The following is a 12,095-nucleotide window of genomic DNA, read 5'->3' as shown; positions in this document are numbered from 1 at the left end:
TGGTGCCGCTTGCCGCCACAGTGGACCGCCGCCAGCCTCACCCATGCAGCGCGCCTGCAGGGGCTGGGCATCGCCCCGTCGTCGGCGTTCACGCCCGACGGCGTGGCCATCCACGATGCGGTGCGGATCTCGCTGGGGGCGGCTGCGAGCCGGCAGGAACTGCACCGGGCGTTGCGGCAGCTGGATCAGTTGATGCACGTGGCTGCAGGCCGGAGCGGCTGGACGGTATAAGCCGGTTGTGTCAGTCCGTACCGGGTGCAACGCGAGACCGTCGCGCTCGGCTGTAACGCCTGCCGGGGCTGCCCACGTACTGGTCCATGGAGCGGCGACCGTCTGCGGTTTCGACCGATACCTGGAAATGCCTTCCTGCGACCTTGTCCGTACCAAATCGCGCGGATAGAACGCGGATCTGGCCGATATCCAAACCGTGCTGCGAAGCCAACTCGGGCAGTCGCTGCGCGAATTGGCCAGTGGCATGCTTTATCCCTGCCGAGGCCGGGCTGCCCGCGGCTTCCCCTGTCAGGAAATTCACCACGATTTCGCCCTCTCGCGAGGCGGCGGCCTCCGCAAAGATATCCAGCGTGTATAAGCCGATCATGAAGCACATGCCACTGGCCAACGAGTCGGCCACGTTGTGGCCGAAGGCAGTGAGCTCACCCAGTTTCATCGGCCGGCCCCCGAAGCAGATCGTGCAGGTCGATGCCCTCCGGGTTCAGCAGCGCCCGTTCACGGCCCGTATAGAACAGCTCGAACCGTCCCTTTTCTTCGTCAACGATGCGTGCACCGTCCAACACCGTCAGCAGCCCGAACACCGTTGCTCCGGCGGCCTCACGCACCACGCTGCGCACGTGCGCCTGGTCCTGCGGTGACAACCCGCCATACCAGGCGGCGCGTTCGCGAACCGCCAGCGAAGGTCGCCTTCCGGGCGGCGATTCGAGCGTGCTCATCGTCGCCTCTGTCGCCGCGTCCCGCACGTGGGCTTCCATCGCTTCAACAAACTGCTGACTGTTCAAGGATCCGCCCATCCTGCGTCCGCACGCAGGCGTTGCTCGCGCAACCGGCGGACGCGCGCTTCGTTCGCCTTCTCGCCCCGGAATTTGAAAACGTAGTGCGCGGCCAGCACGCCAACCAGCAACGCGGGCCCGAGGTTGTACCCCAGCGCATAGCCGAATGCCCCGGGCTGCAGATCCGCGCGCACCGCCATCACGACGATGAAAACGGCGAAGACCAGCGTGAGCAGCAGATGGATCGCCGCACCGTTGACGGTCAGCCGCCCGCGGGTCGCATTGACGATCCTGGCCAGACCCATGCACACCAGGAACAGTACGAAAAACCCGAACAACGCCATTCGAAGCCCCCTTGGCGCAGTGCGCCTGCTTCTCCGGTCCACGCTGCCGCGCCGGCCCGGACCTCCCTTTCCATTTCCGGCTGCGCTGGGCGCTACCGGCTCCCTGCCGCAGGTCATCCAGACCTCGGCGAGAGCCGACTCTACAAGCAATGACGCCGGGACGACAAGACCGGTCACCGGTGCGGGCGGTGAGCTGCCCAAGCCGCGCGCAGTGACGCTCAGCTCAACCAGAAACAGCCTTGGCGCGCTTCCAGACGGCTTCGAATTCGGTGGCGGTGATGCTGTCATCCGAATCCAGGTCCAGCCAGGACAAAGGCTGATCGGACATCGGGAAGCGCGCATCGGCCTGCCCGGATTTGTCGGCCCAGACCAGCACGCTGCGGTAGCTTTCGACCTGCCGCACGATCACATCGCCCTGTGCCTCAAGGTAAATCGTGCCGTGGCCGATGTCCGATTCGGCGGGGTGTTTGTAGTGTTTCCGGGGCGTGGTCATGACGGAAGCTCAGGGCTGAATATGGGGAGGGCGCGAAATATACCGCGATCCGGGCGGGTCTGGCGCCGTTGTCCAGGGCTGYCACGCGTGGCGTGGCACTACCGGCGGCGTGAGGTGGTGCGCGGTTGCAGGGCATCCAGCGCGCTGGCATTGCGCCGTGCCCAGTCGTAGATCAGCTCGATCGGCTCCACCAGCTGCCGGCCCAGCGGTGTCAGCGTGTACTCCACTGCCGGCGGCACGGTGGGAAATTCGGTGCGCAGCACGATGCCTGCGGCTTCCATTTCGCGCAGGGTCTGGATCAGCATTTTCTTGGAGATCGCCGGCAGGCTGYGGTGCAGCGCATTGCTGCGCGCGGCGCCTGCATGGCGCACGGCCAGGGTGTGCAGCACCATCGAGGTCCATTTGGTGCTGAACAGCTCCAGCACCCGCCGCGGGGCGCAATCCTCGCGCCATTCTTCGTCGGGAGTGCCGGTTTTCATCGCGTGGTTACCATTTGGTGCCTTCTTTCGTGCGGTGCGCGCCTATCCTACTGTGTGCGCCTGAAACAGAATGAAAAGGCCATATCGTGACGAACAAAGCGTTGGTAGTCGGGGCGACCGGCATCGTGGGCAGTGCATTGATCCAGCGGCTGCTGGACGCCGGCTGGGAGGTCCACGGACTGGCCCGCCGTCCAGACCAGCTGCCCAAGGGCGCGCAGGGCGTCGCCGCGGATCTGCATGACGCCGCGTCCACCCAGGCGGCACTGGCAGCGCTGGCACCCACCCATGTATTCATCACCACCTGGTCGCGCCAGGCCAATGAGGCCGAGAATATCCGCGTCAATGCGGCGATGGTGCGCAACCTGCTGGACGCGTTGCGGCCGGCCGGCAGCGTGCGGCACGTCGCGCTGGTCACCGGGCTGAAGCATTACCTGGGGCCGTTTGAAGCCTATGCGCAGGGTGCCTTGCCACAGACGCCGTTCCGTGAGGAACAGCCACGGCTGGCGGTGGACAACTTCTACTACGCACAGGAAGACGAGGTATTTGCCGCTGCAGCGCGCGACGGCTTCAGTTGGAGCGTGYATCGCCCGCACACGGTGATCGGCGCGGCGGTGGGCAATGCCATGAACATGGGCACGACGCTGGCGGTGTACGCCACGCTGTGCAAGCGCAGCGGGCGTCCGTTCTACTTCCCCGGCTCGCCCGCACAGTGGGACGGGCTGACCGACATGACCGATGCAGGTCTGCTCGCCAGACACCTGCTGTGGGCAACCCAGACGCCCGCCGCCGCCAACCAGGCCTTCAACGTGGTCAATGGCGATGTGTTCCGCTGGCGCTGGATGTGGTCGCGGATCGCGACGTGGTTCGATCTCGAGCCGGCCCCCTTCACCGGCGAGGTGCGTCCGCTGGAGCAGCAGATGGCCGGTGATGCCGCCGCATGGTCGGCGCTGGCGGCCGCCCATGGGCTGGTCGAGCAGGACATCCATCGCCTGATCTCGCCGTGGCACACCGACGCCGACCTGGGCCGGCCACTGGAAGTGGTCACCGATATGTCCAAGAGCCGACGGATGGGCTTCCTGGACTACCAGCCCAGCGACGATGCGTTCTTCGCGCTGTTCGAGCGATTGYGCGCGCAGCGGCTGATTCCGTAGTCGGACGCGGCATGGGGTAACGGATCCGTGGCACCGGATGCACGACGGACTAACGCCCGTCCGCACTACCCTCGGTGACGAAGTGTGGCCCCCGCCGCATGCGTTTCCCGCGAGGCAGCCACCGTGCCACATCCGTCCCCTTGCCGCATCCTGCTTGTCGAGGACAACGATGCCCTCCGCGCCAGGACCACCACGATCCTGGATGCGGACGGTTTCGACGTCGTGTCCACCGCCAACGCCGAATCCGCGCTGGATCACCTGACCGGCGCGACGTCGTTCGATCTGCTGTTCTCCAGCATCGGCCTGCCGGGCATGGATGGCTGGAGCCTGGCAAAGCGCGCCAGCCGGCTGTATCCGACGATGCCCATCCTGCTGATGACCACCTATGCGGGCGAAATAGACGATCGCCCGCACTTTCTGTACCCCGGCGTGAACCTGATCCGCAAACCCTTTACCGCCGAAGAAGTGCTGGGTTCGGTACGCGACCTGGCCTGAGCCGGGCCGGATGATCAGGCATTGACGTCCACTACCGTGCGGCCCTGCACGCGCCCTTCCAGAACCTGCGCGGCAATGGTCGGCACCTGCGCCAGTCCGATCACCTGGGTGGTCCGTGCAAGCTTGGCAGGATCCAGATCGGTGGCCAGACGCGCCCACGCCTGCCGGCGTGCCGCCAGCGGTGCGTTGACCGAATCGATGCCCGCCAGCGTCACGTTGCGCAGGATGAAGGGCAGCACCGAGCCCGGCAGGTCGGCCCCCTGCGCCAACCCGAACGCGGCGACCACACCGCGATAGCGGATCTGCGCCAGCACGTTGGCCAGGGTGTGGCTACCGACCGCGTCGATGGCACCGGCCCAGCGCTCTTTGGCAATCGGTGCACCCGGCGCGGACAGCGTGTGGCGGTCGATGATCTCGGCCGCGCCCAGTTCCTTGAGATACGCCGATTCTTCCAGGCGGCCGGTGGACGCCACCACGCGGTAGCCCAACCCCGACAGCAGTGCGATGGCGATGGAGCCCGCGCCGCCGTTGGCGCCGGTCACCAGGATGTCGCCGCTGTCCGGGGTGACCCCGCCATGCTCCAGGGCCAGTACCGACAGCATCGCCGTGTAGCCAGCGGTGCCGATCGCCATCGCATCCCGGGCGCTGAAGGCATCGGGTACCTTCACCAGCCACTCGCCGGGCACCCTCGCCTTCTGCGCATAACCGCCATGGTGGGTCTGGCTCAAGCCATAGCCGTTGACCAGCACGCGATCGCCGGGCGCGATACCGGGGTAGTTCGAGGTCTCGACCACGCCGGCCAGATCGATGCCAGGGATCAACGGGAAGCTGCGGATCACCGGCGAGCGGCCCGACAATGCCAGCGCGTCCTTGTAGTTGACCGTGGAGTACGCCACGGCCACGGTAACGTCGCCGGGCATGAGGTCGTGCTCTTCCAGGGCCACGATGTCAGTGGCAATCGTGTCGCCGGTTTTGCGGGCAAGCAGGGCATTGAACGTCATGGCGGTCTCCGGGGGGGTGCTTCCACTGTGCGGTGAAATCGCCCGGGCATCCAGTCGAAGGCCGCTTCAAGAATTACTAGACGACCGGTCTAATGGAGAGTACAGTCCATCCCATGAGCCCTGCACCCGCCATCGACACCAGCGACGTCCGCGACAAGATCCTGGCCACCGGCCAGCGGATCATGGGCGGCAAAGGGTTTTCCGCCGTCGGCCTGAACGAGGTACTGACCGCGGCCGGCGTGCCGAAGGGCTCGTTCTATCACTACTTCGGGTCCAAGGACGCCTTTGGGGAAGCCCTGCTCGAGGAGTACTTCGCCGCCTACCTCGCCGACATGGACCGCATCTTCCGCCAGACCGGCCAGACCGGTGCGCAACGGCTGGACGCGTATTTCCAGGCGTGGCGGGACAACCAATCCTTCGAAGAGTGCCAAGGCAAGTGCCTGGCGGTGAAGCTGGGTGCCGAGGTTGCCGACCTGTCCGAGAGCATGCGGGCGTCACTCAAACGCGGCACTGCCGCGATCATCGAACGGATGGCGCATGCGATCACCGCCGGCGTAGCCGACGGTTCGCTGGCGCCCGACGACCCGGCCGATGGCGTGGCGCAGAGCCTGTATCAGCTCTGGCTGGGTGCCAGCCTGATGGTCAAGATCGTCCGCCACACCCAGCCGTTCGACGACGCAGCGCGCACCACCCGCAGGATTCTCCACCCCTCCCATTGACGGGAAGGCCACGCAGCAGGCGATTCATCGGCGACCTGCTTTTTTCACACCCGTTTACTAGACGACCGGTCTACTGTTCTCCCCATCCCGCATCGACCCCCAAGGAGCACCACCATGAAAGTCCTCATCGTTCTTACCTCCCACGACCAACTCGGCAACACCGGCCGCAAGACCGGCTTCTGGCTCGAAGAGCTCGCCGCGCCCTACTACACCTTCAAGGACGCCGGTGCCGAGATCGTGCTGGCCTCGCCCAACGGCGGCCAGCCGCCGCTCGACCCCAAGAGCAACGAACCCGATTTCCAGACCGAGCTGACCCGTCGCTTCGAGGCCGATGCCGATGCCAATGCGCAACTGGCCAACACCGTCCGCCTGGACAGCATCAACCAGGCCGACTTCGACACCGTGTTCTATCCCGGCGGCCATGGCCCGCTCTGGGACCTGGCCGAAGACACCCACTCCATCGCGCTGATCGAATCGTTCATCGCCGCTGGCAAGCCGGTCGCCCTGGTCTGCCACGCCCCGGGCGTGCTGCGTCACGTCAAGGCCGCCGATGGCACGCCGCTCGTTGACGGCAAGAAGGTCACCGGCTTCACCAACACCGAAGAAGAAGGCGTCGGTCTTACCAAGGTGGTGCCGTTCCTGGTCGAGGACACGCTCAAGGCGCTCGGCGGCGACTACTCCAAGGGGCCGGACTGGGGCTCGTATGTGGTGCGCGATGGCCTGCTGATCACCGGGCAGAACCCGGGATCGTCGTCGGAGACGGCGGCGGTGCTGATGCAGCAGGTGGGTGCTGAAGCGAAGCGCTGAGGCGATTGGGCCGGTGCCGCGTGTGCGGCACCGGACACCTGGACTGGGAGCGGCACCGACTGCTCACAGTGCTACGCCCGCGTTCGAACGGCCTGCGCCACCCCGCTGCAGCGGACCTCAAGGTCGGCTCGGCGACGAACGTCGCTCAACGGCCCGGCGCCTGCTTGCCCGTCTCATGTTCCTGCGCTTCCAGCGCACTGGCAAACCGGTCCATCAAACGCACCAGGTCCGCCACCTCCTGCGGCGCCCACGACTGGAAGATATGCCGTCCGATCCGCTCACGCGCCGCGTCCAGGCGATCGGTCATTTCCTTGCCCTTTGGTGCAATGGTCGCCTCACGGATGCGGCGATCCTGCGGATTGCCGCGGCGGGTGACCAGTTCCATCGCCGCCAGCTTGGCGACCTGTCGGCTGATGGTCGTGTAATCGCGGCCGAGGCGATCAGCCAGGTCCACCACCCCGATGGGCCCCACCCGCTCGATCATCACCAGCAGCCGGAACAGGGCCTGGTCCAGCTTCACTCCCGCCTCCTGGAGCAGGCGCTCGTCGTTGCGCGGGCGGTTCATGACGCTGGCAATGCCGACCATGGCGAGGTGAAGCGCCTTCAGGTCCGGCGAAATATGTGTATCTTGCACCTTGTTTTTCGACGGCATAGCATCCCCTCCAAGTAAGTGCATATTACACATACCTGGAGAGAGACGATGGGCAACACCCTTGAAGTAGTGATCTGCGGCGCCGGTGCCGCCGGCCTGACCCTGGCCATCGAACTGGCCCGCCGTGGGGTGGCGTTCCGGCTGCTGGAGCAGCGCGAGCAGCCCTTCCATGGCTCGCGCGGCAAGGGCATCCAGCCGCGCAGCCAGGAGATCTTCGAAGACATGGGCATCATCGACCGGCTGTTCGCCGCAGGCGGGCCCTACCCCGTGTCGCGCAGCCACCATGCCGATGGCAGCAGCACCGATGCCCTCGTGCTGGAGGCGTCGCCGGCAACCCCGGCCGAGCCTTATCGGCAGCCGCTGATGGTGCCGCAGTTCCTGACCGAAGCGGTGATGCGCGACCGCTTGGCAGAACTGGGGCATCACGTCGAATTTGGCCACGCGGTAGTGGGATTCGAGCAGGACGGTGATGGCGTCAGCGTCCACCTTGCTACGCCGTCGGGCGAGCAGACCGTGCGCGCCCGGTATCTGATCGGTGCCGACGGCGGACGCAGCTTCGTACGCCAGGCGTTGGATATTGGATTCCCCGGCAAGACCCTCGGGGTGCGCGCGGTGGTGGCCGACATCGTGCTGCAGGGGCTGCCGCGCGATGCGTGGCACACGTTCAACGAGGACGACATGGCGCGCCGCATTTCGTTGTGTCCGCTGATGGGAACCGCCCTGTTCCAACTGCAGGCGCCGGTGCCGCTCGACGGTGAGGTGGATCTGTCGGTGAACGGGCTGGCGGCGATGGTGCGCGAGCGGACCGGTCGCACCGACCTCGTCGTTGAAGACGTCTCGTGGGCGTCGGCCTACCGGATGCACGCGCGGCTTGCCGAACGCTACCGCATCGGCCRCGTGTTCCTGGTCGGCGACGCTGCCCATACGCACCCTCCGACCGGCGGCCAAGGCCTCAATACCAGCGCGCAGGATGCGTACAACCTTGGCTGGAAGCTGGCATCGGTGCTGCAGGGCGCGCCGGCGGCGTTGCTGGACACCTACGAGGAAGAACGTCGCCCCATTGCAGCGTCCATGCTGGGTTTGGCCACCCGCCTGCTGGATGACGCCCAGCGCGGCGACAACCGGCGCGGGCGCGAGGTGCAGCAGCTGGACCTCGGGTATCGGCCGTCGTCTCTATCGCTCGCGGGCGCGTTTCGCACGGGATGCATCACGCCAGGCGACCGCGCCCCGGATGCGCCGTTGCTGGGTGCTGGTGGCCAGCCCGTGCGGCTGTTCGAGGTGTTGCGCGGCACGCACTGGACGCTGCTGGGCTACGCGAGCGATCGCGCCATCGCACCAGTGCGTAGCGGCTTGCAGGTGCACGTCTTCGGCCCGGCGGGCGATCTGCGCGATACGGATCGACACGTTGAAGATGCCTACGGAATGGCGCCTGGCGAGTGGGTGCTGATCAGGCCCGATGGCTATGTGGCTGCGGTGGTCGATGCGAACAGTATCGACCGCCTTGCCAACCATCTTGACGCGTATTCGCCTTGACGTCCGCTATCGGCCACCTGCTACAGCGCCTCAGGCTGGGCACCGGTCGCCAGCACTGCAGTACGGCACCTCATCGTCATGCAGAATCTGGCTGGCGTAGACCATTGGCGTTTGGCGGCAACGGAACACGGACATCCTGATCTCCGTTGCGTGACACCCACGGTACGGCGCGCCGATGGCGATCAATAGCGGGTGTTGGTTGCTGAGCGCCTGGAGCACGTCCAGGGGCGATGGATGAGCCCCGTCCCCCTGCTCACGCGGCTTTAACCCGTCGCGCCCGTTAATGCCGCCGTGGCCAGCCCCGCCATGACCCAATCCACCGAGATCGCCATGGATACCAACGCACTCCGCGGTGTCGCGCTGCTTTGCAGCGCCGTGATGTTCACTGGATGCGGTACTGCCCAGATCAAGGGCTGGAGCAAGCCCGGCGCGAGCGAGTCGCAGAAGCAGCACGATCTGGCCGAGTGCGACTACGACGCCTCCAAGGCCACGACCGGCGATGGGCGAGCGCCCAAAAGCACGGGAGACGCGGTCGGAGACGGTGTCGTGCGCGGGATGGAGAAATCGGACCTGATCAAGAAATGCATGCGCATCCGAGGCTACAGCGGCTGAGATGTCCCTCTGTTCTATCTGGCCTGGAGCGACGCCAATGAAAGGTCCTGCGATGCTTTTCACTCTTGCGTTTTCCCTCTGCCTGGCGGCATCGGCGCACGCCCAGGGAAAAAGGCCCTCCACGCCAGCCGCACCCGCGCGCACCTCCGATGGCATGGCCTGCGACAGCCCCAATCAAGCCCAAGCCGGACTCAACCAATGCGCCAGCCTCACCGCGCACTCGGCCGATGCCGAACTCAACCGCGTTTACGCGAAGGTGTTGGCCGCCAATGCCCAGGACAAGGTGTTCCTGGACAAACTGAAGGCATCGCAGCGCGCCTGGATCGTCTTCCGTGATGCGCAGATCGCAGCGCGGTATCCGAGTCCGGCCGACTATGGCAGCGTGCTGCCGATGTGCCAGAGCGGCGAGTATGAGCAGCTCACGCGCGACCGGATCAAACAACTGCAGGCATGGATTACCGGTGTCGAAGAAGGCGACGTCTGTGCCGGCTCCTATCCGATGAGCCAGTAGCCCACTATCGCCCGCGTCCATCCACATAGGGCCGCGACTGCAGCATCAGCACCTCATCGCCGACCACGGCCCACTCGATGTCCTGGTCCACACCGCCCAGCGCCTGCTTGGTAGCGGCCCCGACGTTGGCCAACCGCACGATCAGCGCATCGGTCAGCACCTGGCGTGAGCCGGTAATGGGAACTTCGCGGACGCCGCCGCCCGCCTTGGCCACCAGCTGGGTATCTTCGGCCGACCGGCTCAGGACCTGCACCGCCTTGGACCAGTTCGAATACATCACTTGTTCGGCTTGGCGCTTGCCCTCCACCACGCGGATTCCCAGCCCGCGCTTGGCCGAAATGTAGGTGATGTGGCGGCGGGCGGCGTCGAAGGGATCGCGGGTGATCATCACTCCGGAACTGTCCGAAGGCGCAGCACGCTGAACCAGCACCGCCATGGCCACCGCGTCCTGTCGCAGCCCCGCCGCCGCGCGCGCTTCATAGGCCTCGAAGTTGTAGACCGATGCCCAGACCGTCTGCACCGCCTTGGCCAGGGCATCGGCACGCGTCACGTTGGGGACGGTGGTGTACAGGCCGGCGCCACTGAAGCCGGGCAGATCCTCGGAATTGGAAGAGCTGCGTACAAACACCGCGGCCCCCTTCAGTTGCCCCTGCCATTGCGCGTCCAGGGCGCGGACGAACGCCGGATCGGGCCTGGCATTGCTGATCTCCGCACGCAGCGCCGCCAGCGCATCGCGGCGGATGTCCGGGTCGGCACTGAAGCCCGGGCGACGCTGCAGCTGCTGTAGTCGCTCGGCCATCTGCAGCCGTTTCATCATCGCCTGATAGTGCGAGAACGGAATGCAGAAGCCATCGGGTACGCGCGCCGCCGGGGGCAGCGCCGTCTTCAGTGTGCCCAGGTTGGCAGCCTTCACCCCGCAGTGGCTGCTGTCACGCGCACGCAGCGACGCCAAGGGCTTGAGCGCGACCACGCTCAGGTCCGGGCGTGGCAGGTTGCGCGCCGCCGGGCGCGCCGCAGGGGCCGAGGGCGCCCTTGCCGGCCGCGTCAGTGGCGTTACCCGGTAGTCGTTGTTGCTGACCTCCAGCGCCACCCAGCGTCCGTCATATTGGCGCAGCGCCTGCTGCGCGTCGCGCACATATACGTTGGGGATGCCCCAGCCCTTGGCCAGCAGGTTGACGTGGGACAGCAGCGTGGACGGGCGCTGGGTCACCAGCCCTGCTACCGGCGTCAATGCGATGGGCACCTCGTCCAGTACCGGGATGTCCTGCGGCGCCAGCGTGCGCAGCTGCGCCTCCGTGCGCACGATCCGCAGCCGGCCCTCGGCGCGGCCGGTGTTCAACGGCAGGAAACGCTGCTCACGCAACAACGCTTCCTGGCTGACGTAGGCCAGCCCCATGCCGCTGGCCAGCTGCTCGTGCTGGGTGGAGTTGGTCTTGAAGCGGATGGGCTCGCCGAACGAGGCCCGCAGCACCGTGTCGGTCTGCCGCAGCAGGGACGCGGTGAGCCTGTCACCCTCCCAGAACTCGTAGGTGTAGCCCGGCAGGTCCTTCTGCCAGCTCAACGTGCCGAACAGAAAGCGTCGCTGCGGATCACGGTACTGCGCGTTGAGGGTTGCCTTGTCCAACGAACGCAGCAGTCCCTGGCGACGCACGAACTGCTCGTGCAGCGCGAAGCGGGGCGTATTGATGTAGTAGATGCGTGCCGCATTCTGCCGGTCGATCACGAAGATCAGATGCGGCATCTCCAGCGCCGTACCGGCGTTGTAGACACGGGCCAGCTGCATGAACTGCGCGCGGGTGTCGATGCGCGCGAGGGAGTCCGGCCCGGTCGTCGGCTGCACAGGCGCGCTATCGCTGCCCGGGCGGTATTCGTACGGCGAGGGTTTGCGGGCGGTCTGCGCCAAGGCCGGCACGGCGCAGCACAGCAGCAGCGTGAGCGTGGAGAGCAACGCCCACAGGTGCTGTCGCCAGGCAGGATGGGAACGGGCTCGATCCATGACGCCGCCGCGGGAATGAAGTGGGGCGATCATAAGCGACTCCACCGGGCAGCGCCGGGTTACCTTCGACACTGTGTCGCCGGTGGGCAAGCGCATAGGCTGCGGCATACGCCCTTGCGGGCCCTGCGGATGCCACACGCCGTGTTTACGCCCTCCAAGTTGCTTCCATTGTTGCTGGCTGTCCTGCCACTCAACGCACGTGCCGCCGAACAATGGATCGTGACAACCGACCTATGGGGCAACAACAATCATCAGACCCTGCAGCTGGACACCCGCGGCGAGCGCATCCAGGGCAGGC

The 12,095-nt window shown here is 66.3% G+C and carries 15 protein-coding genes and 1 pseudogene; 8 read left to right on the top strand and 8 right to left on the bottom strand.

What is annotated here, in order from left to right; all coding sequences use genetic code 11:
- Positions 1-231 (top strand): annotated as a pseudogene (locus AC1DQP_RS09480) (PLP-dependent aminotransferase family protein); the annotation flags it as partial.
- Positions 232-241: 10 nt separating this feature from the next.
- On the opposite strand, the gene AC1DQP_RS09475 reads toward AC1DQP_RS09480, so the two are convergent.
- The 5 genes from AC1DQP_RS09475 to AC1DQP_RS09455 form a co-directional block, all read right to left on the bottom strand.
- Entirely contained in the window at positions 242-667 is a 426-nt protein-coding gene (locus AC1DQP_RS09475) for a hypothetical protein (RefSeq protein WP_256774249.1), read from the bottom strand.
- Positions 654-1,013 carry a hypothetical protein gene (locus AC1DQP_RS09470; protein ID WP_457319061.1) on the bottom strand — a complete coding sequence of 120 codons (360 nt, stop codon included), beginning with the start codon at positions 1,011-1,013 and terminating at the stop codon, positions 654-656. Before AC1DQP_RS09470 ends, AC1DQP_RS09475 begins: the two co-directional genes overlap by 14 nt.
- On the bottom strand, positions 1,010-1,348 hold the full coding sequence (locus AC1DQP_RS09465) for a hypothetical protein (RefSeq protein WP_256774247.1): 339 nt from the start codon (positions 1,346-1,348) through the stop codon (positions 1,010-1,012). Before AC1DQP_RS09465 ends, AC1DQP_RS09470 begins: the two co-directional genes overlap by 4 nt.
- Before the next feature lie 223 nt (positions 1,349-1,571).
- Entirely contained in the window at positions 1,572-1,841 is a 270-nt protein-coding gene (locus tag AC1DQP_RS09460) for a hypothetical protein (RefSeq protein ID WP_256774246.1), read from the bottom strand.
- 98 nt (positions 1,842-1,939) lie between these two features.
- The gene (locus AC1DQP_RS09455) at positions 1,940-2,320 is read right to left on the bottom strand and encodes a winged helix-turn-helix transcriptional regulator (RefSeq protein WP_478051476.1); all 381 of its coding nucleotides are present in this window, start codon (positions 2,318-2,320) and stop codon (positions 1,940-1,942) included.
- Between the two features lie 86 nt (positions 2,321-2,406).
- Between AC1DQP_RS09455 and AC1DQP_RS09450 the strand changes: the two genes are divergently transcribed.
- The gene (locus AC1DQP_RS09450; RefSeq protein ID WP_478051475.1) at positions 2,407-3,471 is read left to right on the top strand and encodes an SDR family oxidoreductase; all 1,065 of its coding nucleotides are present in this window, start codon (positions 2,407-2,409) and stop codon (positions 3,469-3,471) included.
- A 123-nt stretch (positions 3,472-3,594) separates the two neighbouring features.
- Positions 3,595-3,966: a response regulator gene (locus tag AC1DQP_RS09445; protein ID WP_457320050.1), complete on the top strand. Its 372-nt coding sequence runs from the start codon at positions 3,595-3,597 to the stop codon at positions 3,964-3,966.
- A 14-nt stretch (positions 3,967-3,980) separates the two neighbouring features.
- On the opposite strand, the gene acuI is transcribed toward AC1DQP_RS09445, so the two are convergent.
- Complete coding sequence (gene acuI, locus AC1DQP_RS09440) at positions 3,981-4,967, bottom strand: acrylyl-CoA reductase (NADPH) (protein WP_478051474.1); 987 nt, start codon at positions 4,965-4,967, stop codon at positions 3,981-3,983.
- A gap of 113 nt (positions 4,968-5,080) precedes the next feature.
- Here acuI and AC1DQP_RS09435 point away from each other — a divergent pair, with 113 nt between their 5' ends.
- Both AC1DQP_RS09435 and AC1DQP_RS09430 read left to right on the top strand, forming a co-directional pair.
- Entirely contained in the window at positions 5,081-5,686 is a 606-nt protein-coding gene (locus AC1DQP_RS09435) for a TetR/AcrR family transcriptional regulator (RefSeq protein WP_457320054.1), read from the top strand.
- A gap of 114 nt (positions 5,687-5,800) precedes the next feature.
- Positions 5,801-6,493 carry a type 1 glutamine amidotransferase domain-containing protein gene (locus AC1DQP_RS09430; protein WP_457320056.1) on the top strand — a complete coding sequence of 231 codons (693 nt, stop codon included), beginning with the start codon at positions 5,801-5,803 and terminating at the stop codon, positions 6,491-6,493.
- A 145-nt stretch (positions 6,494-6,638) separates the two neighbouring features.
- On the opposite strand, the gene AC1DQP_RS09425 is transcribed toward AC1DQP_RS09430, so the two are convergent.
- Positions 6,639-7,316 carry a MarR family winged helix-turn-helix transcriptional regulator gene (locus tag AC1DQP_RS09425; RefSeq protein ID WP_478051473.1) on the bottom strand — a complete coding sequence of 226 codons (678 nt, stop codon included), beginning with the start codon at positions 7,314-7,316 and terminating at the stop codon, positions 6,639-6,641.
- Between AC1DQP_RS09425 and AC1DQP_RS09420 the strand changes: the two genes are divergently transcribed.
- The 3 genes from AC1DQP_RS09420 (at position 7,215) to AC1DQP_RS09410 (ending at position 9,801) form a co-directional block, all read left to right on the top strand.
- Complete coding sequence (locus AC1DQP_RS09420; RefSeq protein WP_478051477.1) at positions 7,215-8,678, top strand: FAD-dependent oxidoreductase; 1,464 nt, start codon at positions 7,215-7,217, stop codon at positions 8,676-8,678. The genes AC1DQP_RS09425 and AC1DQP_RS09420 overlap by 102 nt on opposite strands.
- Positions 8,679-8,984: 306 nt before the next feature.
- A complete protein-coding gene (locus AC1DQP_RS09415; protein ID WP_256774238.1) occupies positions 8,985-9,290 on the top strand; it encodes a hypothetical protein in 306 nt (101 codons plus the stop codon).
- Between the two features lie 37 nt (positions 9,291-9,327).
- A complete protein-coding gene (locus AC1DQP_RS09410) occupies positions 9,328-9,801 on the top strand; it encodes a lysozyme inhibitor LprI family protein (RefSeq protein WP_478051472.1) in 474 nt (157 codons plus the stop codon).
- Between the two features lie 4 nt (positions 9,802-9,805).
- Here the strand turns inward: AC1DQP_RS09410 and AC1DQP_RS09405 are convergent, their stop codons facing one another.
- Positions 9,806-11,797 carry a PEP/pyruvate-binding domain-containing protein gene (locus tag AC1DQP_RS09405; protein ID WP_457319703.1) on the bottom strand — a complete coding sequence of 664 codons (1,992 nt, stop codon included), beginning with the start codon at positions 11,795-11,797 and terminating at the stop codon, positions 9,806-9,808.
- Positions 11,798-12,095 lie beyond the last annotated feature (298 nt).

It is taken from the genome of Stenotrophomonas sp. P5_A8 (assembly GCF_056400545.1).
Note: the sequence above shows the minus strand (reverse complement) of the source record. Positions and strands in the feature narration are given on the sequence as shown.

Excerpts from the sequence above, each read along its gene's own strand:
- AC1DQP_RS09405 (WP_457319703.1), bottom strand. The coding sequence starts at position 11,797 with ATGGATCGAGCCCGTTCCCATCCTGCCTGGCGACAGCACCTGTGGGCG.
- AC1DQP_RS09465 (WP_256774247.1), bottom strand. The coding sequence starts at position 1,348 with ATGGCGTTGTTCGGGTTTTTCGTACTGTTCCTGGTGTGCATGGGTCTG.
- AC1DQP_RS09435 (WP_457320054.1), top strand. The coding sequence starts at position 5,081 with ATGAGCCCTGCACCCGCCATCGACACCAGCGACGTCCGCGACAAGATC.
- AC1DQP_RS09430 (WP_457320056.1), top strand. The coding sequence starts at position 5,801 with ATGAAAGTCCTCATCGTTCTTACCTCCCACGACCAACTCGGCAACACC.
- AC1DQP_RS09410 (WP_478051472.1), top strand. The coding sequence starts at position 9,328 with ATGAAAGGTCCTGCGATGCTTTTCACTCTTGCGTTTTCCCTCTGCCTG.
- acuI (WP_478051474.1), bottom strand. The coding sequence starts at position 4,967 with ATGACGTTCAATGCCCTGCTTGCCCGCAAAACCGGCGACACGATTGCC.
- AC1DQP_RS09425 (WP_478051473.1), bottom strand. The coding sequence starts at position 7,316 with ATGGAAGGGCTGCTCGCGCTGCTCCAGCAGCCGGAACGCCACCCCACG.
- AC1DQP_RS09460 (WP_256774246.1), bottom strand. The coding sequence starts at position 1,841 with ATGACCACGCCCCGGAAACACTACAAACACCCCGCCGAATCGGACATC.
- AC1DQP_RS09475 (WP_256774249.1), bottom strand. The coding sequence starts at position 667 with ATGAAACTGGGTGAGCTCACTGCCTTCGGCCACAACGTGGCCGACTCG.
- AC1DQP_RS09415 (WP_256774238.1), top strand. The coding sequence starts at position 8,985 with ATGACCCAATCCACCGAGATCGCCATGGATACCAACGCACTCCGCGGT.